This window comes from Enterobacter sp. E14S (genome assembly GCF_055666685.1).
In genome coordinates this window covers 894,066-913,595 of the sequence record NZ_JBVODQ010000001.1, presented here as the reverse complement: position 1 = coordinate 913,595, position 19,530 = coordinate 894,066, and the positions used below count along the sequence as shown (strand labels likewise).

Annotated in this window: 17 protein-coding genes; 10 read left to right on the top strand and 7 right to left on the bottom strand. The window is 57.8% G+C overall.

Annotated features, from left to right (window positions below; all coding sequences use genetic code 11):
* Nucleotide 1 precedes the first annotated feature (1 nt).
* Nucleotides 2–4,366 (top strand): RHS repeat-associated core domain-containing protein, encoded by a 4,365-nt coding sequence (locus ACZ6J2_RS04365; RefSeq protein ID WP_471724916.1) that lies wholly within the window; start codon nt 2–4, stop codon nt 4,364–4,366.
* A gap of 14 nt (nt 4,367–4,380) precedes the next feature.
* On the top strand, nt 4,381–4,806 hold the full coding sequence (locus ACZ6J2_RS04360; protein ID WP_471724914.1) for a hypothetical protein: 426 nt from the start codon (nt 4,381–4,383) through the stop codon (nt 4,804–4,806).
* A gap of 61 nt (nt 4,807–4,867) precedes the next feature.
* Here the strand turns inward: ACZ6J2_RS04360 and ychF are convergent, their stop codons facing one another.
* Both ychF and pth read right to left on the bottom strand, forming a co-directional pair.
* Nucleotides 4,868–5,962, bottom strand: coding sequence for a redox-regulated ATPase YchF (gene ychF, locus ACZ6J2_RS04355; protein WP_010432886.1), 1,095 nt, complete (start codon nt 5,960–5,962; stop codon nt 4,868–4,870).
* Between the two features lie 126 nt (nt 5,963–6,088).
* Nucleotides 6,089–6,673 carry an aminoacyl-tRNA hydrolase gene (gene pth, locus ACZ6J2_RS04350; protein ID WP_023336005.1) on the bottom strand — a complete coding sequence of 195 codons (585 nt, stop codon included), beginning with the start codon at nt 6,671–6,673 and terminating at the stop codon, nt 6,089–6,091.
* A 274-nt stretch (nt 6,674–6,947) separates the two neighbouring features.
* Between pth and ychH the strand changes: the two genes are divergently transcribed.
* Both ychH and ACZ6J2_RS04340 read left to right on the top strand, forming a co-directional pair.
* Nucleotides 6,948–7,223 carry a stress-induced protein YchH gene (gene ychH / locus ACZ6J2_RS04345; protein ID WP_023312132.1) on the top strand — a complete coding sequence of 92 codons (276 nt, stop codon included), beginning with the start codon at nt 6,948–6,950 and terminating at the stop codon, nt 7,221–7,223.
* A gap of 121 nt (nt 7,224–7,344) precedes the next feature.
* A complete protein-coding gene (locus ACZ6J2_RS04340; protein WP_471724913.1) occupies nt 7,345–8,403 on the top strand; it encodes a MerR family transcriptional regulator in 1,059 nt (352 codons plus the stop codon).
* Here the strand turns inward: ACZ6J2_RS04340 and dauA are convergent.
* The 4 genes from dauA to lolB form a co-directional block, all read right to left on the bottom strand.
* The gene (dauA, locus tag ACZ6J2_RS04335) at nt 8,389–10,068 is read right to left on the bottom strand and encodes a C4-dicarboxylic acid transporter DauA (protein ID WP_471724912.1); all 1,680 of its coding nucleotides are present in this window, start codon (nt 10,066–10,068) and stop codon (nt 8,389–8,391) included. The genes ACZ6J2_RS04340 and dauA overlap by 15 nt on opposite strands.
* 124 nt (nt 10,069–10,192) lie before the next feature.
* Nucleotides 10,193–11,140, bottom strand: a complete 948-nt coding sequence (prs, locus tag ACZ6J2_RS04330; protein ID WP_003856663.1) for a ribose-phosphate diphosphokinase — start codon at nt 11,138–11,140, stop codon at nt 10,193–10,195.
* Nucleotides 11,141–11,265: 125 nt separating this feature from the next.
* Entirely contained in the window at nt 11,266–12,135 is an 870-nt protein-coding gene (gene ispE, locus ACZ6J2_RS04325) for a 4-(cytidine 5'-diphospho)-2-C-methyl-D-erythritol kinase (protein WP_471724911.1), read from the bottom strand.
* Nucleotides 12,132–12,743: a lipoprotein insertase outer membrane protein LolB gene (gene lolB / locus ACZ6J2_RS04320; RefSeq protein WP_471724910.1), complete on the bottom strand. Its 612-nt coding sequence runs from the start codon at nt 12,741–12,743 to the stop codon at nt 12,132–12,134. Before lolB ends, ispE begins: the two co-directional genes overlap by 4 nt.
* 201 nt (nt 12,744–12,944) lie before the next feature.
* Here lolB and hemA point away from each other — a divergent pair, with 201 nt between their 5' ends.
* The 6 genes from hemA to kdsA are packed head-to-tail and all read left to right on the top strand — an operon-like array spanning nt 12,945 to nt 18,248.
* Complete coding sequence (gene hemA, locus ACZ6J2_RS04315; RefSeq protein WP_023335999.1) at nt 12,945–14,201, top strand: glutamyl-tRNA reductase; 1,257 nt, start codon at nt 12,945–12,947, stop codon at nt 14,199–14,201.
* Between the two features lie 41 nt (nt 14,202–14,242).
* Nucleotides 14,243–15,325: a peptide chain release factor 1 gene (gene prfA, locus ACZ6J2_RS04310; RefSeq protein WP_023335998.1), complete on the top strand. Its 1,083-nt coding sequence runs from the start codon at nt 14,243–14,245 to the stop codon at nt 15,323–15,325.
* Nucleotides 15,325–16,155, top strand: coding sequence for a peptide chain release factor N(5)-glutamine methyltransferase (gene prmC, locus ACZ6J2_RS04305; protein ID WP_471724907.1), 831 nt, complete (start codon nt 15,325–15,327; stop codon nt 16,153–16,155). The genes prfA and prmC overlap by 1 nt, the downstream gene beginning before the upstream one ends.
* Nucleotides 16,152–16,544 (top strand): invasion regulator SirB2, encoded by a 393-nt coding sequence (gene sirB2, locus ACZ6J2_RS04300; RefSeq protein WP_471724905.1) that lies wholly within the window; start codon nt 16,152–16,154, stop codon nt 16,542–16,544. Before prmC ends, sirB2 begins: the two co-directional genes overlap by 4 nt.
* A gap of 3 nt (nt 16,545–16,547) precedes the next feature.
* The gene (sirB1, locus tag ACZ6J2_RS04295; protein WP_023312124.1) at nt 16,548–17,357 is read left to right on the top strand and encodes an invasion regulator SirB1; all 810 of its coding nucleotides are present in this window, start codon (nt 16,548–16,550) and stop codon (nt 17,355–17,357) included.
* A 36-nt stretch (nt 17,358–17,393) separates the two neighbouring features.
* Entirely contained in the window at nt 17,394–18,248 is an 855-nt protein-coding gene (gene kdsA / locus ACZ6J2_RS04290; RefSeq protein WP_023335996.1) for a 3-deoxy-8-phosphooctulonate synthase, read from the top strand.
* A gap of 88 nt (nt 18,249–18,336) precedes the next feature.
* On the opposite strand, the gene chaA is transcribed toward kdsA, so the two are convergent.
* Complete coding sequence (chaA, locus tag ACZ6J2_RS04285; RefSeq protein ID WP_471724903.1) at nt 18,337–19,437, bottom strand: sodium-potassium/proton antiporter ChaA; 1,101 nt, start codon at nt 19,435–19,437, stop codon at nt 18,337–18,339.
* Nucleotides 19,438–19,530 lie beyond the last annotated feature (93 nt).

Genomic DNA, 19,530 nt, shown 5'->3' with positions numbered 1-19,530 from the left:
CATGAGCGATAACAACGCGGCCCGTAAGGGCGACGAGATTATTCACTCCAGCATTTTTGCTGACATCACCAGCATTGTGGCGGAAGGTGCCGCCTATGCGGTGATCGGCGCGGCGGTAGGCGCAGCTGCAACCGTAGCGGCGCCATTGCTGGGCGCAGGGGCGGCCGCAGCGGGCGTGGCGGCAATTGGATCCAGCTGTCTGTTAAGCGGCATCATTGGCGGCGTGCTGGCGAACGTGGCGGGGATCACCGACGATATCAGCAACGCCGCGGAAGGATTAGGCAATGCGCTTTTTCCGCCGTCGCCTGCGGGTAAAATCACTACCGGTTCGACTAACGTTCTCACCAACGCAATCCCCGCCGCGCGCGCGGCAGGCACGCTGACGCCCGCCGATACGCCGTCTCCCGAGTCGCAGTCGCCGGGCAGCTTTGCCGATTACGCGGGCATGCTGCTTTCCGCCGCCGGACAGTTTGGCAGCGAAATGTGGCAGCCGAGCGTGGCCTCTGCCGCCGCGGGAACCTCGCCGCTGGAAGAGGACAAGGTGGCGTGCGAAAAGCACTCCGGGCCGCAGTATCTGGCGGAAGGCTCTAAAAGCGTCTTCATCAACGGGCAGCCCGCGGTGCGTGCCAAAGATCGCACCACCTGCGAAGGCACCGTTTCTGACGACGTCTCCCCGAACGTGATCATCGGCGGGGACACGCTCACGGTTCGCGATATCAAAAGCGGTAAAACGCCGGGTCTGGCGCTGGGGATGATTGCGCTCTCCCTGCTGCGCGGGCGTCCGGGCAAGATCCTGAAAAACATGCCCTGCGCGCTGGCGGCGGCCGGCGGCGGGATGCTGGCCGATATGGCAGTGAATGCGGTGTTTGGCTCCTCGCACCCGGTTCACGCCGCCACCGGCGTGAAGGTGCTGAATGACGACGACGAGCTCGACTTCTCGCTGCCGGGGCGCTTTCCGCTTCGCTGGCAGCGCAGCTACAACAGCCTGACCACCCGGGAAGGGCTGTTCGGTCTGGGCTGGGCAACCACCTTTGACAGCTATCTCACGCTGGAAGACAACAACGCCACCTGGTTCGACGAAACCGGGCGCGAGCTGAGCTTCGAGCTGCCGCCGGTCGACCGCGCGTTTTACAGCATCAGCGAAGGCATTATCATCCGCCGCAATGAGAACGGCGACGTGGCGATTGCCGACGATGACGGCGCGGTGTGGCGTCTGTATAAACCGACCCGGGCGAATCCATCTATCCTGCGTCTGGCCTCCCTCAGCGACGAATACGGCAACGCGCTGCTGACGGAGTGGGACGAGCACGGCAGGCTGGTCGGCCTTCACGACGAGCCGCGGGCGATAGACGTCACCCTGCGCTACGAAGATGAACGTTTCCCGCAGCGCGTTACCGCAGCCAGCCATTTCGACGGCAGCCAGACATGGCCGCTGATGCAGTGGGGCTACGACGCGCGCGGCCAGCTGGCGAGCGCGACGGATGCCTCCGGCGTGGTGACGCGTGAATACCGCTATAACGAGCACGGGCTGATGGTCTGGCACCGGATGCCGGGCGGTCTGGAGAGCGAATACCGCTGGAAAAAATTCGATCACTGGCGCGTGGTGGAAAACCGCACCAGCACCGGCGACGGGTGCCGCTTTAGCTACGATTTAGCCGCCGGGCTGACGACCGTCGAGCACTACGACGGCCAGACGCGCCGCCACTACTGGAACGCGCAGAATCTGATTGTCCGCTACGTTGACGAGCGCGGTGAAAACTGGCGCTACGAGTGGAACGAGAACGAGCTTCTGACGCGACGCATCGATCCGCTCGGCAATGCCGTTACCTTCGTCTACGACGAAATGGGCAACCGGGTTCAGGAGATCGACGCCGACGGCAATACCCGCACCACCGCCTGGCTGGAGCACCGCGCGCTTCCTGCGGCCATTATCGAAGCCGACGGCAGCGCCACCCGGTTCTGGTACGACGAACATCACGGGCTTAAGCGCGTGGTGGACCCGATGGGGCAGACCACGCAGCTGCGCCGGGACGAGTTCGGCCAGGTCGTTGAAGAGGTCGATGCCGCCGGAAATAGCCGCTACCAGGAGTACAACGAGGCCGGGCAGATCGTTCGCTCGACGGACTGTTCCGGGCGTATTACCCGCTACCGCTATCACCCGCTGGGCTGGCTGGTAGCCGAGACTGGCGCCGACGGGGAAGAGACGCGATATCGCTACGACGCCGCAGGGCGTCCGGTGCAGCTCGATCGCCCGGAAGGCTGGACGGAATCGCTCAAATGGAACGAACGCGGCCTGCCGGTGAAGCATGCGGGCGCCGACGGTAAAGAGAGTGAGTTCAGATACGATGAGGCAGGGCGATTAACCGCGACGCGTAATACCCAGGGTGAAGAGGTCCGTCGCCGCTGGGACAGCCGCGGGCGTCTGATTGCCCTGGAAAACGAAAACGGCGAAGCGTATCAATTCCGCTGGGGCGCGGATTCGTTGCTGCTGGAAGAGGTAGGGCTCGATGGCGTGGCCTCGCAGTATCGCTACGATGCCTGCGGACGCACGATAGCGCGCACGTTTGCCGCCGGTCATCCTGAGGCCATCACCCACGCCTTCGCCTGGAGCGCGAGCGGCCAGCTGGTCGCCCGCACCACGCCGGAGGGGCAGACACGCTATCACTACACGGCGTCCGGGCTGTTAAGCCGGATTGGGCTGCATCCTGCGCTTGCAGCCGACGCGTGGACCACCGCGGCAGAGCAGGAGCTGGCCTTTGAGTATGACGCGCTCGGTCGCGTGACGCGCGAGGCGGGCGAGCACGGCGAGCTGGCGTGGGAGTATGACGCGCTGGGCAACCGGACCTCTATTACGCTGCCCGATGGCCGTGAGCTGAAGCAGTTTTACTACGGCAGCGGGCATCTGCTCAGCATTGCTCTCGATAAGCTGTCGGTCTCCGACTTTACCCGCGACGAACTCCACCGGGAGACCAGCCGCACTCAGGGGCTGCTGACCACCCGCAGCGAATACGATCGCCTTGGCCGACTGCATCGCCGGGACGTATTTACCGGCAATGCGCAGCGCCCGTCGCCGCGCCGCTGGTCCCGCCGCTGGGATTACGACTACCGCAATAACCTGGTGCGGGAAGAGCGGGACGATAACCCGTTCAGCTGGTACCGCTGGCAGTACGACAGCGCCGGGCGTCTGCTCGTTCAGGACGGCACGCTACCCGGACAGGAGCAGTGGCGCTGGGACGCTGCCGGCAACCCGCTCGAAGGTTCCGCTGAGAAGGTCACGCACAACCGCCTGACGCAGCTGAACGGCATTCGCTGGCGTTATGACATCCACGGCCGCACCGTGGAGAAAGATAACGGTCAGACCCGCTGGCACTACCGCTACGACGGTGAGCATCGCCTGACGGAGGTCATCAGCCAGCCGCGGGACCGCAACAAGCCGCAGACGCAGGTCAGCTTCCGCTACGATCCGCTCGGGCGACGCATCAGCAAAACGCGACGCCAGATGCTGGGCGGACAGCCAACCGGCAAGCCGGTCACCACCCGGTTTGTCTGGGAAGGGTTCCGTCTGCTGCAGGAGGTGCACGGGGATGTGCCGCTGACCTACGTCTACAGCGATCAGGACAGCTACGATCCGCTGGCGCGTATTGATGGCGTGGATGATCCGGAGATCTTCTGGTTCCACTGCCAGCCCAACGGCACGCCGGAGCGGATGACGGATATCGAAGGGCAGGTGCGCTGGGAAGGGGTGAACAGCGCCTGGGGCAAGCTGCTGCGGGAAAGCGAGACGCAGGTATCAGGATATTCTCAGAACCTGCGCATGCAGGGGCAATACCTGGACCGTGAGACAGGGCTGCACTACAATCTGTTCCGGTATTATGACCCGGACTGCGGGCGGTTTACGCAGCAGGACCCGATAGGGCTGGCGGGGGGGATAAACCTTTACCAGTATGCGCCGAATGCGCTGGGGTGGGTGGATCCGTGGGGGTTGAGTTGCCGTAAAAAATTTATGGGAAGAACCCCGGGAAAAAATAGTAAAACTGGACGTGAAGTAATCGCACGAATGCGAGGAGAAGGACGTATTCGTGGTACGGGCGATAGGATGCAATTTAAAAGCTCAACTGATGGTAAATGGTACCGTATTCAGGATGCGGACATGGCCCACTTAACAGATGCAGTTAAATACTGGAATCAGAAGGGTGGCTACTATGGTCCTAAATCTCGTGAGGTCAGAGCCTTTATGAGAGATTCCAGAAATTATGAGCTTGAATATTATGGCCACAATCGGTCTCAGGGAGCGCTGCTACCTGATAGATATAAAGATTCCGCTGATTTTATTGGCCCACAGGAAAAATCCCAATATTTCCAATGAAGGAGCATTGTTCCATGAAAGATCTTGAAGACCCAAAAATTGAATCCGAAATTAACTCCTTTGTTGAAAAAGGAAACGAGTTTCACGATGACAAAAAATACGCCGAGGCTTTAGAGCAATACCAAAAAGCATGGCAAGCTCTCCCTGAACCAAAGCTTGAATGGGAACTCGCCAACTGGATCTCTGCGTGCATGTACAGCGCTTACTTTGATCTTGAGGATTACGATGAGGCGAAGAAATGGGGAGAGACGACTTTGCGCACACGTGGATCGGATATAGACACCGCACCATCAATCGACCTCGGCATGGTCTGTTACGAGTTGAATCAATTCGATGAAGCGTATAAATATTTCAACGATGCTTATAACTACGGCAAAGAGCGTGCGTTTCAGGATAGACCTAAAAAATACCTTGAGTTCTATCTGCGCAAGAAGGCGTAAAATCGGTAATTTATGAAAAAAAATCCACGCCAAAGCGTGGATTTTTTTCATTCAAAACAACTCAAACGTTAAACAAGAAGTTCATCACATCGCCATCTTTAACGATGTAATCTTTCCCTTCCGCACGCATCTTGCCTGCTTCTTTCGCGCCTTGCTCACCCTTGTAGGTGATAAAATCTTCAAACGCGATAGTCTGCGCACGAATAAAGCCTTTCTCGAAGTCGGTGTGGATCTTACCGGCCGCCTGAGGCGCAGTCGCACCTACAGGAATCGTCCACGCACGCACTTCTTTCACGCCAGCGGTGAAGTAGGTCTGCAGGTTCAGCAGCTCATAGCCTGCGCGGATCACGCGGTTCAGGCCCGGCTCTTCCAGACCCAGTTCGGCCATGAACTCTTCACGGTCAGCGTCGTCCAGCTCGGCGATGTCGGATTCAACGGCAGCGCAAACCGCCACAACCACAGAACCTTCAGCTGCTGCGATTTCGCGCACTTTGTCGAGGTACGGGTTGTTCTCGAAACCGTCTTCGTTAACGTTGGCGATGTACATGGTTGGCTTCAGGGTCAGGAAGCTCAGGTATTTGATCGCCGCCTTGTCTTCTTCAGTCAGGTTTTTCAGCGCGCGCAGCATGCCCGCGTTTTCAAGCTGTGGCAGACATTTTTCCAGCGCAGCCAGTTCCGCTTTCGCGTCCTTGTCGCCGCCTTTGGCTTTCTTCTGCACGCGGTGAATAGCGCGTTCGCAGGTGTCGAGGTCAGAGAGCGCCAGCTCGGTGTTGATAACGTCGATGTCGTCAGCCGGATCCACTTTGTTGTTAACGTGGATGATGTTGTCGTTTTCGAAGCAGCGCACAACGTGGCCGATCGCTTCGGTTTCACGGATGTTGGTCAGGAACTGGTTACCCAGGCCTTCACCTTTGGATGCGCCTTTTACCAGGCCCGCGATATCCACGAATTCCATGGTGGTTGGCAGAATGCGCTGCGGCTTCACGATTTCCGCGAGCTGGTCCAGACGCGGGTCCGGCATTGGCACAACGCCGGTGTTAGGTTCGATGGTACAGAACGGGAAGTTCGCCGCTTCGATACCCGCTTTGGTAAGCGCGTTAAACAGGGTGGATTTGCCCACGTTTGGCAGACCGACGATACCGCATTTGAATCCCATTTCTAAATCACCTTAATATCTTGATAATCAATCCGTTAACGATAACCGACTGATGAAAAGTAAATAACTACGCCTATTATACACGTAACCCGCATGACGCGCGGTAAAAAAGCCGGATCGGGCGGATTATTGCGCTTTGAAAGCGTGTAAGCGGTTTGTCGCTTTGGTTAACCCATCTTTCAGCCAGATTTCGGTGCAGCGCGCCGCTTCGTCTACCGCCTCGTCAATCAGTTTCTGCTCAGAAACCGGGGGCTTACCGAGTACGAAACCGACAACTTTGTTTTTATCGCCCGGATGGCCGATTCCTACGCGCAAACGGTGGAAATTCGGGTTATTGCCCAGCTTGCTGATGATGTCTTTAAGACCATTATGGCCGCCGTGCCCGCCGCCCAGCTTGAATTTTGCCACGCCGGGCGGGAGATCCAGCTCATCGTGGGCGACCAGAATTTCATCCGGATTGATGCGATAAAACGTTGCCATCGCCGCCACCGCTTTGCCGCTCAGGTTCATAAAGGTGGTGGGCACCAGTAAGCGAACATCCGCGCCAGCAAGGTTGATACGTGAGGTATACCCGAAGAATTTAGGTTCTTCACGCAGGGGAGCACGTAACCGCTCGGCCAGCAGATCGACGTACCATGCTCCGGCGTTGTGGCGGGTGGCCGCATACTCTGCGCCGGGGTTGGCGAGGCCGACAATCAGTTTAATCGTCACGATTCAATTCCTAATGGGTTCCAGATCTGGCGCGTAGTTTACTGTTTGGCGCGCCGCTTGACAAAATTCTGCGATCTTCTCAGCGAAATACGAATAATTTCTGATTTGAACAATTAGAATTTCAAGCTGTTCAAAGCCTTATTTGTAAATTTTTGTTTGGGACTTATCTGTAATTGTGATCATTCACGCAACTCATAAAAGGGGCGTTGTCTATACTTTACACACAAGGATTAGGGGCTTTTCCCCTGACAACCCAAAGTTCCGGAGGTGACACATGAAACGCAAAAACGCTTCGTTACTCGGTAACGTTCTGATGGGATTGGGGCTGTTCGTGATGGTAGCCGGCGTGGGTTATTCCATTTTAAATCAGTTACCTCAGATTGACCTCCCGCAATACTTCGCGCACGGCGCGATATTGAGCATCTTCGTTGGTGCGGTATTGTGGCTTGCAGGGGCGCGCGTGAGCGGCCATGAGGAAGTCTGCGATAAATACTGGTGGGTGCGCCACTACGACAAACGCTGTCGTCGCGATCAGCATAAGCACAGCTAGTGCTACGATAAAGAACGCCGAAACGGCTCCCGAGGGAGTCGTTTTTTTTTGCATCAAGGGTTGACCCTCACGTAACGTAAGGCTCCAGAGTGGCGCCACTGGCAAAGAAAAAGGAGCAGTTATGTTGATTCAGGTGGGTGAACTGGCGAAACGCGCCGGGATCACCGTGCGGACATTGCACCACTATGAGCAAACAGGGTTGTTGCTGCCTTCTGCCAGAAGCGCGGCAGGTTACCGGCTTTACAACCTGGCGGATGTCCAGCGTCTGCATATGATCCAGGCGCTGGCAAAAGCGGGGCTGGAACTTGCTGAAATCAGGGATTTCCTGGAACAGGAGTCGCTGTCGTTAACCGAGCTACTCGATGCGCAAATCACGCTGCTGGATAAACAGCTGCGCAGCATACATACGCTGCGCGACCGGCTGGTGGAGCTGCGGACCGGGCTTCTCGACGATGCGACGCCGGATCTGGAATCCTGGCTACAGACTCTGGAGTTAATGAATATGTACGATCGCTGGTTTAGCAAAGAAGAGTTACAGCAGCTGCCGTTTGCGGTGCAGAAGGATGCGCTGGCGGCTATCTGGTCAGGGCTGGTTGCAGAGGCCAACACGCTACTGGAGCACCATATACCCGCTACGGACGCCCGGGCGATGGACCTGGCGATGCGCTGGATGGAGCGCCTTGAGCAGGACACGGCGGGCAAGCCGGAGTTTCTCACCCGGCTGAACGAGATGCACAGCGTTGAACCGCAGATGCAGGCGCAGACCGGCATCACGCCGGAGATGACGGATTACATCACGCGCGCGTTTGCTGAGTCTAAGCTCTGCATATGGGAGAAGTATCTCACTGCCGAAGAGATGGCCTTTACCCGGGCACACTACTTTGACCGCATGATGGAGTGGCCGCCGCTGGTGGCAAAACTGCATCAGGCGCAGCGGGAAAATACCGATCCTGCCTGTGAGGAGGCGCAAAAGCTGGCTGAAAACTGGCTGGCATTGTTCCAGTCTTACGCGGGCAAGAACCCGGAAACTCAGCAAAAGTTTCGTACTGCCATGCAGCAGGAGCCGCACCTGATGAAAGGAACCTGGATGACGCCTGCCGTGCTTGCATGGCTCCAACAGGCGATCGGGGTGATGATGCAGAGACGTTTCTCTGCATCAGGTAACTCACAGATCCGCTAACGCGGCTTCACGGTTAGGGTAGAAGGAGAGTCGGCCAGGGATAGGCTGTACACCCGCGCGCGCCATGGTGCGCAGCGGCTGAAACTCCAGGTTACTCACCCGCAGCTCGCAGCCTTCCGGCAGACGTTTCACAAAGCGCTGGAAGGCATCCAGGCCGCCTGCATCCAGTACCGGTACGGCATCCCATTTCAGCACCACAACCCGTTTGCCCGCGATGCGGGACTCCAGATCGCTGAACAGACCTTCCGCCGCCGCGAAGAACAGCGGGCCAATCACGCGCAGCACCAGCACATCGTCAGGCACCTCGACGTTAACCGGAGAAAGGCGCGTCATCTGCGCGATACGGCGCATGAACAGCAGGGAAGCCAGCACGATCCCGACGCTGATGGCGATAACCATATCGAACAGCACGGTCAGCGACATGCAGATCAGCATCACGATGATGTCGTCTTTCGGCGCGCGACGAAGCAGGTTCACCACCTTGTGCGCCTCGCTCATGTTCCAGGCCACCATCAGCAGCAGAGCGGCCATGGCGGAAAGCGGTAGCCAGGAGAGCAGCGGGGCGAGGATCAGCAGGGCGAGGATCACCAGCACGGAGTGGATAACCGCCGAAACCGGTGAGGTTGCCCCCGCGCGCACGTTGGCCGCAGAACGGGCGATGGCTGCCGTTGCGGTAATACCGCCGAAGAACGGCGCGACGAGGTTGCCTAATCCCTGACCGACCAGTTCGCTGTTGGCTTTGTGTTTGGTGCCGGTCATACCGTCCAGAACGACGGCGCAGAGCAGGGATTCAATCGCCCCCAGCATCGCCATAGAGAACGCGGCGGGAAGCAGGGCACGCAGGGAATCCCAGCTTAGGGTGAAGCTGGAGCCGGGCATGTCCCACGGCAGCACCAGCTGCGGCAACAGTTGCGGAATGCCGCTGCCCTGTGAACCGTCCGCCAGAACATAGTGGAACTGCGAGCCAATAGTCGCGACATGACCACCGAACATATTGACGAGGGCCATCACCGCGCAGCCCAGCAGCAGCGCGGGAAGGTGTCCCGGCAGACGGATCCCCAGACGGGGCCAGACGATCAGCGTGCCCAGCGTTACAATCCCAATGGCGGCGTCGCCCAGGTTAGCCGTCGGCAGCGCCATGAACAGCGCCCCCACTTTTTGCAGGTAGTGTTCCGGTACGTGGGGCATCTGCAGACCGAGGAAGTCCTTGATCTGCATGGTTCCGATGGTGATACCAATCCCCGAGGTGAATCCCAGCGTCACGGAAAGGGGGATGTACTCGATCAGCCGCCCAAAGCGGGCCAGGCCAAACAGAATCAAAAAGACGCCGGACATCAGGGTGGCGACCAGCAGGCCTGCCAGACCAAACTGCTGCGAAACCGGGTAGAGGATCACCACGAAGGCGGCGGTCGGGCCGGAGACGCTGAAGCGCGAGCCGCCCGTCAGGGCAATGACTATCCCGGCAACGGCCGAGGTGTACAGACCGTACTGCGGCGCAACGCCGCTGCCAATCGCCAGCGCCATCGCCAGCGGGATGGCGATAATGCCGACGGTGATCCCGGCAATCAGGTCACGGACAAAGCGTGACGAGGTGTACTTCTCTTTCCAGCAGGCGTCGATGAGGGCGCGAAAGGGCAGAACATGTGAGGAGGTTACGTTTTTCACAATTATCTATCATCCGTATGCGCATCATCTGTCATGTGAATGGCAGGTGAAGGAGGCATTAATCATACAAATAAAACCCGGAGACAAAAAAACCCGCCGCAGCGGGTTTTTCGGCCGTGTTCGATTAGTGTTCGAACATTGCTGAGATGGATTCTTCGTTGCTGATACGACGAATCGCTTCGGCCAGCATCCCGGACAGGGTCAACGTGCGCACGTTTGGCAGTGCTTTGATCTCGTCGCTCAGTGGGATGGTATCGCATACCACAACTTCGTCAATGACGGAGTTGCGCAGGTTGTTCACCGCGTTACCGGAGAAGATCGGGTGAGTCGCGTAAGCGAATACGCGCTTGGCACCACGCTCTTTCAGCGCTTCAGCTGCTTTACACAGTGTACCGCCGGTATCGATCATGTCGTCAACCAGCACGCAGTCACGGCCAGCAACGTCACCGATGATGTGCATCACCTGAGAAACGTTAGCGCGCGGACGGCGTTTGTCGATGATCGCCATGTCGGTATCGTTCAGCAGCTTAGCGATAGCGCGGGCACGTACCACGCCGCCGATGTCCGGAGAAACCACGATTGGGTTATCCAGGTTCAGCTGCAGCATGTCTTCCAGCAGGATTGGGCTGCCGAATACGTTATCAACCGGAACGTCGAAGAAGCCCTGGATCTGCTCTGCGTGCAGGTCAACGGTCAGTACGCGGTCAACGCCGACGCTGGACAGGAAATCAGCAACAACTTTGGCGGTAATTGGCACACGCGCGGAACGGACGCGACGGTCCTGGCGGGCATAGCCGAAGTAAGGAATAACAGCAGTGATACGGCCTGCGGAAGCGCGACGCAGTGCGTCGACCATAACAACCAGTTCCATCAGGTTGTCGTTCGTTGGAGCACAGGTGGACTGGATGATGAAAATATCACCACCGCGTACATTTTCGTTAATTTGTACGCTGACTTCGCCGTCGCTAAAGCGACCTACGGCGGCGTCGCCGAGGGAAGTGTACAGGCGGTTGGCAATACGTTGTGCTAGTTCCGGGGTGGCGTTACCAGCAAAAAGCTTCATATCAGGCACGAGAAGAACCTCAGGCATGCGTCCAGTGGTGGATAGCGTTCGCCGCAAACTGTGCGGGCCAGGCGAAGGCTATCCAGGCGGTGTATTAAAGAGCGCGATGCAACGTCTGGAACAGGGTGACGTTGTCACCGAAACTCAGTCTGCGCCAGAATGGTCTGCTGTAGGGGGGAGGTGTTCATCCCGCGTGCTACAAAACCATGCAGCCAAACCGGCGCTTGCTCAAGCACCTGACGAGCGGCGGATTCGGTGTCAAATTCAGCAAAGACACAGGCCCCTGTACCAGTCAGGCGCGACGGCGCGTATTCTAACAGCCAGGAAAGCACCGCATCAACCTCGCGAAAACGTTTTCTTGCGATATCCTCGCAATCGTTGCTGAATTCACAATTTAATAACGTTTCTATTGACCGAACCGGGGTATTCCTTTTCAGGTCAGGATCTTTAAAGATGACCGGCGTCGGAATACTTACGCCAGGGTGGGCAACCAGATACCACTTCTCCGGCGGTTCAGCCGGGGAGAGGATTTCACCTACGCCTTCAGCAAAGGCCGCATGACCGCGCACAAACACCGGGACATCCGCCCCCAGCGTCAGGCCCAGGGCTGCCAGTTCGTCCTTCGACAGCCCGCAGCCCCAGAGGTGGTTCAGCGCAACCAGCACGGTGGCGGCGTTGGATGAGCCGCCGCCCAGACCGCCGCCCATCGGCAGGCGTTTCTCGATACGGATATCCGCACCGCTTCCCGCGGGCAGACGGCCCGATTCCGCCGCGGCTTTCATCAGCAGACGCGCGGCGCGCACGATCAGGTTGTCCTCATGCGCCACGCCGTCGACCGGCGTTAGCAGGCAAATCAGCCCGTCCCGGCGCAGTTCAATGGAGATCGTGTCGCCATAGTCAATAAACTGAAACAGCGTCTGCAGGGTGTGATAACCGTCAGCACGCTGGCCGGTAATGTATAAAAACAGGTTCAGCTTTGCCGGAGAGGGCCAGTGGGTCATCATTTAACGATCCAGTTGTCCATTTTCAGCTTGATACGCTGGCTGCCCTGGGTCAGCTCCATGTTTGATGGCAGCGACGGTTTACTCTTGCTGTCATAGGCGCTGTACACCACTTTCCAGGTTTTGCCGTTCTGCGTGTAGTTCACCTGGCTCAGACGGTACTGGTCGTCAAGGGTGTAGTCAGTTGCCTCACCCGGCAGGCCAAGGATCCACTGGCGCAGGCTGTTGAGCGGGATAGGCATCCCGGTCAGCTTGCCAATCATCTCTTCGGCATCGGTCGCGGTATAGTGCTGGCCTTTGTTATCGGTGATCTGCGCTTCGCCCGGCCTGGCGATAAGCTCCAGTTCGGTGCTGCCCAGCGGGTTCAGCAGCAGCAGGCGGTAGTTGTCCTGACCGGTTTGCTGCCAGAAGAAGCGGGCATAAACCTTTTGTTCGTCAGAGAGATAAGCGAAGGCGCCGCGGGTCTGATACTGGTTCAAATTACGGACGTCCTGCTGGTGCTGACGCCACTGCGGTGAATCAGGGCTTTTGCCCGGGCCTTTTGGTTGGGTGACGGTACACGCGGTCAGAACCAGTGCTGCCAGCGGCAGCAGGCGAATCAGTCGGGTCATAATGAGGACAAATCCTTGAGATACGTTGCAGTTATAACTGTTAATGCTAGCGTCGAAGGGGGCTACCGTCTACGTTCAAATTATCTCAAAGGGTTGTGTAACCTATTACTCCGAAAGGAGGCAGTCCCTTTTATTGATCTCGCGCATCCTGTATGATGCGTTCTGCTAACCTTATTAACGCTGGTACTACTCCCGCTCAACATGACCCTATTAGCACTCGGCATCAACCACAAAACGGCTCCGGTTTCGCTGCGAGAACGCGTGACGTTTTCGCCGGATACGCTTGACCTGGCGCTGGACAGCCTGCTTGCACAGCCTATGGTGCAGGGTGGCGTGGTGCTCTCGACGTGCAACCGTACCGAGCTGTATTTAAGCGTGGAAGAGCAGGACAACCTGCACGAAGCGCTGATCCGCTGGCTATGTGACTACCACAACCTCAATGAAGACGAGCTGCGCAACAGCCTGTACTGGCATCAGGACAACGATGCCGTCAGCCATCTGATGCGCGTCGCCAGCGGGCTGGATTCGCTGGTGCTGGGCGAGCCGCAAATTTTGGGTCAGGTGAAAAAAGCGTTTGCGGATTCGCAAAAAGGGCATCTGAAGGCCAGCGAGCTGGAGCGCATGTTCCAGAAGTCGTTCTCCGTGGCGAAGCGTGTGCGAACCGAAACCGACATTGGTGCCAGTGCGGTTTCTGTTGCTTTCGCGGCCTGCACCCTTGCACGCCAAATCTTTGAATCCCTTTCTACCGTCACCGTGATGCTGGTGGGGGCGGGCGAAACCATCGAACTTGTGGCGCGCCATCTGCGCGAGCATAAAGTGAAAAAGATGATTATCGCTAACCGCACCCGCGAACGCGCGCAGGTGCTGGCGGATGAAGTGGGTGCAGAGGTGGTTGCCCTGAGCGACATCGATGAACGCCTGAAAGAGGCGGACATTATTATCAGTTCTACCGCCAGCCCGCTGCCGATTATCGGAAAAGGGATGGTGGAGCGTGCGCTGAAGTCCCGCCGTAATCAGCCGATGCTGCTGGTGGATATCGCCGTTCCGCGCGATGTTGAGCCGGAAGTGGGCAAGCTGCCTAACGCCTATCTCTACAGCGTGGATGACCTGCAAAGCATCATTTCGCACAACCTTGCCCAGCGTAAAGCGGCGGCGGTTCAGGCGGAAACCATCGTTGAGCAGGAAACCAGTGAGTTTATGGCCTGGCTGCGCGCGCAAAGCGTCAGCGAGACCATCCGCGAGTACCGCGGGCAGGCGGAGCAGGTGCGTGATGACCTGACTGCCAAAGCGTTAGCAGCCCTTGAGCAGGGCGGCGACGCAAATGCGATTATGCAGGATCTGGCGTGGAAACTGACCAACCGCCTGATCCATGCACCAACCAAATCTCTTCAGCAGGCTGCCCGTGACGGGGATGATGAACGCCTGACTATTCTGCGCAACAGCCTCGGGCTGGAATAGCGCCCTATACCCATTTTCTAAGACAAGGTGCACTTACGCCTATGAAGCCTTCTATCGTCGCTAAACTGGAAGCTCTGCACGAGCGCCATGAAGAAGTACAGGCGCTGCTCGGGGATGCCGGGACCATTGCGGACCAGGAACGTTTTCGCGCGCTCTCGCGTGAATACGCGCAGTTAAGTGATGTTTCTAAATGCTTTACCGACTGGCGACAGGTTCAGGAAGATATCGAAACCGCGCAGATGATGCTCGACGATCCTGAAATGCGCGAGATGGCGCAGGAAGAGTTGCAGGATGCGAAAGCGCGTTCTGAAGAGATGGAGCAGCAGCTTCAGGTGCTTCTGCTGCCGAAAGATCCGGACGATGAGCGTAACGCGTTTGTGGAAGTGCGCGCCGGTACCGGCGGTGACGAAGCGGCGCTGTTTGCCGGGGATCTGTTCCGCATGTACAGCCGCTACGCCGAATCGCGTCGCTGGCGCGTGGAGATCATGAGCGCCAATGAAGGCGAACATGGTGGCTACAAAGAGGTTATAGCCAAGATCAGCGGCGACGGCGTGTACGGTCGTCTCAAGTTTGAATCCGGCGGTCACCGCGTGCAGCGCGTACCGGCCACCGAATCTCAGGGCCGCATTCACACCTCCGCCTGTACGGTTGCGGTGATGCCGGAGCTGCCGGAAGCTGAACTGCCGGACATCAATCCTGCGGACCTGCGTATTGATACGTTCCGCTCCTCTGGCGCTGGCGGTCAGCACGTTAACACTACCGATTCCGCTATCCGTATTACCCACCTGCCGACCGGCATCGTCGTTGAATGTCAGGACGAGCGTTCGCAGCACAAAAACAAAGCCAAAGCGTTGTCCGTGCTGGGCGCGCGTATCCACGCAGCTGAAATGGCGAAGCGCCAGCAGGCGGAAGCGTCTACGCGCCGTAACCTGCTGGGCAGCGGCGATCGCAGCGACCGTAACCGCACCTATAACTTCCCGCAGGGCCGCGTAACCGACCACCGCATCAACCTGACGCTGTACCGTCTGGACGAGGTGATGGAAGGGAAGCTGGATATGCTGATCGAGCCTATCGTGCAGGAATACCAGGCCGACCAGCTGGCGGCCCTGTCAGAGCAGGACTAATGGATTTTCAGCGCTGGTTACGTGAGGCGGCCGGTGAGCTTTCAGAAAGCGAAAGCCCGAAACGCGACGCCGAGATTTTGCTTCAGCATGTGACGGGTAAAGCCCGCACGTATCTGCTGGCTTTTGGCGAGACCGAACTGACCGCGGAACAGGAAGGCCAGCTATCCGTGCTGCTTGCCCGCCGTAAAACCGGCGAGCCGGTGGCGCATCTGGTCGGTGAACGTGAGTTCTGGTCGTTACCGCTGTACGTCTCGGCGGCGACGCTGATCCCGCGTCCGGACACCGAGTGTCTGGTGGAGCAGGCGCTGGCGCGTTTACCGGCGGCGGCCTGCAGCATTCTCGATCTCGGTACCGGCACCGGTGCTATCGCGCTGGCGCTGGCCACCGAGCGGCCCGACTGCGCGGTGACGGCGGTGGATGTGATGCCCGACGCGGTGGCGCTGGCGCAGCGTAACGTGGAACGTCTCGGGCTTCGCAACGTGACGGTGCTGCAAAGCAGCTGGTTTGCCGCGCTGGAGAATCGCTCATTTGCGATGGTTGTCAGCAATCCTCCCTACATCGACGAACATGACTCGCACCTTTCGCAGGGAGACGTGCGCTTCGAACCGCTGACGGCGCTCGTGGCCGCCAACGCGGGATTAGCCGATCTTGATCATATTGTGACAACGTCACGGAAACATTTGCTTCCCGGCGGCTGGCTGCTTGTGGAGCATGGCTGGACGCAGGGAGAAGCCGTGCGGACGCTGTTTACGCAAGCTGGCTACGCCGCAGTCGAAACCTGCCGCGACTACGGCGGCAACGAACGCCTGACGCTGGGGCAGTGGCTATGAGCCTGTTTACCGTGCTCATTACTGTCCACCTCATTTCCGTTGCGCTGACCATCAGCTTGTTCATCGTCCGTTACTGGTGGCGCTACAGCAACAATCCGCTGATGGATGCCCGCTGGGTGCGTATCGCGCCGCACTGCATCGACACGTTATTGCTCCTTTCCGGTGCCGGGCTCATGTGGAAGACCGGCTATCTGCCATTTACTGATAAAGGTGCATGGCTGACTGAAAAGCTGTTTGGCGTTATCATCTACATCGTTTTGGGTTTTATCGCGCTTGGGCGTCGTCGTCCGCGCAGCCAGCAGGTCGGGTTTATCGCCTTTCTGCTGGGTCTGGTGGTGCTGTACATCATCATTAAACTCGCCACCACAAGAATACCGTTACTGGGGTAAGTCATGAGGTCCTTAGCCGATTTCGAATTTAATAAAGTGCCGCTTTGCGATGGCATGATCCTGATTTCTGAGATGATTCGCGACGATTTTACGTCGCAGTTTGTCTACGATGAGCTGGAGAATCTGGTCAGCCTGGCGCGTGAAGAGATTAATCAGGCTCGCCCGCAAGACTGGCAATTAGAGAAGCTGCTGGAGCTTTTCTACGGCGAATGGGGTTTCTGCGACACGCGGGGCGTGTATCGCCTGTCTGACGCGTTATGGCTGGACCAGGTCTTAAAAAATCGTCAGGGCAGCGCCGTGGCGCTGGGCTCTATTTTGCTGTGGGTCGCGCACCGTCTGGATATTCCGCTGGTTCCGGTCATTTTCCCGACGCAGATGATCCTGCGTGCAGAGTGGCTGGACGGCGAAATGTGGCTCATTAATCCCTTCAACGGCGACACGCTGGATGAACATACGCTGGACGTGTGGCTGAAAGGCAATATCAGCCCGGTGGCTGAACTCTTCAACGAAGATCTCGACGAGGCGGATAACGCAGAAGTGATCCGCAAGCTGCTGGATACGCTGAAGTCTGCGTTAATGGAAGAACGTCAGATGGAGCTGGCGTTGCGCGCCAGCGAAGTGCTGCTGCAGTTCAACCCGGAAGATCCGTACGAAATTCGCGATCGCGGGCTGATCTATGCGCAGCTCGACTGTGAGCACGTGGCGCTGAATGATTTGAATTATTTCGTTGAGCAGTGTCCGGAAGATCCCATTAGCGAAATGATTCGTGCGCAGATCAACGCGATCTCGCACAAACAAATTACACTGCATTAATCTTAATTCCGATTCACACCTGAATAAGGCGATCCTATGAAACAAAAAGTGGTTAGCATTGGTGATATCAAGGTAGCAAACGACCTGCCGTTCGTACTGTTTGGCGGCATGAACGTGCTGGAATCCCGCGATCTCGCCATGCGTATCTGCGAACACTACGTGACCGTGACCCAGAAGCTGGGCATCCCGTACGTGTTTAAGGCCTCTTTTGACAAAGCCAACCGCTCCTCCATCAACTCTTACCGTGGCCCGGGCCTGGAAGAGGGAATGAAAATTTTCCAGGAGCTGAAGCAGACCTTTGGCGTGAAAGTGATCACCGACGTGCATGAAGCCTCACAGGCGCAGCCGGTGGCAGACGTGGTGGACGTGATTCAGCTCCCGGCGTTCCTGGCGCGCCAGACTGACCTGGTTGCGGCGATGGCGAAAACCGGTGCCGTGATTAACGTGAAAAAACCACAGTTCGTCAGCCCTGGTCAGATGGGTAACATCGTCGATAAGTTTATCGAAGGCGGCAACGATCAGGTGATCCTGTGTGACCGTGGCGCAAACTTCGGTTACGACAACCTGGTTGTCGACATGCTGGGCTTCAGCGTAATGAAAAATGTCTCCGGTCAGTCTCCGGTGATTTTCGACGTGACGCACGCTCTGCAGTGCCGCGACCCGTTTGGCGCCGCGTCCGGCGGCCGTCGCGCTCAGGTGACCGAGCTGGCGCGCGCCGGCATGGCGACCGGCCTGGCCGGCCTGTTCATTGAAGCGCACCCGGATCCGGCTAACGCGAAATGCGACGGCCCATCCGCGCTGCCGCTGGACAAGCTGGAGCCGTTCCTGAAGCAGATCAAAGCGATTGACGATCTGGTGAAGAGCTTCGACGAGCTGGATACCAGCAACTAATAAAAAAACCCGCTTCGGCGGGTTTTTTGTTCTCCCTCTCCCTGTGGGAGAGGGTTGGGGTGAGGGCATCAGCCCGCACCGGATAAAATTACGCAAATATCGTCATCAGATACGCAATAAACAAGGCCATATGCGCCGCGCCGTTCAGCACGTTGGTACGCCCGGTTGAGAACGAAATCTGGCACAGCAGCAACGAGGCGACCATCACAATCATCTCCGGCGCGCCCAGCGCAAACTGCAGGTTGTTACCGGTCATAAAGGCAATCAGCGTCACCACCGGTACGGTAAGTGAAATCGTCGCCAGTACGGAGCCGAAGAACAGGTTCATTGCGCGCTGCACCTGATTATTCAACACCGCTTTCAGCGCGCCCAGCCCTTCAGGAGACAGGATCAGCAGCGCCACCAGGAAGCCGGTAAACGCCACCGGCGCGTTCAGCTCGGTTAACAGCGTCTCCAGCGGGTTAGCGTTCATCTTGGTGACGGCAATCACCGCAATCAGATGCACGATCAGCCAAACCGTATGCCACGCGCTGCTGTGGGCCGACGGTTTGCCGTGGTGCGGGTCATCATCGTCACCGTCGTCTTCATGCTCGTACACAAACAGGCTCTGGTGCGTTTTGGTCTGAATCAACAGGAACACGCCGTACATGGCGGCGGAAATCAGTGCGACCAGCAGCGCCTGCCCGGTGGAAAAGTTTGCACCCGGCAGCGCCATCGGGAAGACCAGCACGATAATCGCCAGCGGGAAGAGGGCGATCAAATACTGTTTAATGCCGAACAGGTTCATATACTGGGTCGCAAATTTGCGCCCGCCCAGCAGCAGAGAGAAGCCTACCAGGCCGCCCGTCACAATCATAATGATCGAATAGAGCGTGTCGCGCATCAGCGTCGGCGCGGCATCGCCGGTCGCCATAAGGGCGGAAATCAGGCTGACTTCGAGAATAACAACGGAAAGGCTGAGAATTAACGATCCGTACGGCTCGCCCAGACGGTGGGCCAGGACGTCCGCATGGCGAACAACGCTAAATGCGCTGGTTAAGATGCCGACCAGGGCAAGAATATTGATACCAACCACCACTGGCAGTGACTGACTGCTTCCCCAGAAGAGCAGCACAGCCAGTGCCAGAACCGGGAAAATGAGTGACGTCTCCTTGTGGCGGGTCTTTACCGCCTCGTGTGTTGCTGTCATGTGCTTCTCCATCAATGCAGGTGCTTGTAATTATAGATAGATTTTTGAGGTCATTAAATTAACAGATTTCTGTTAAATACCCTTTATTTTTTA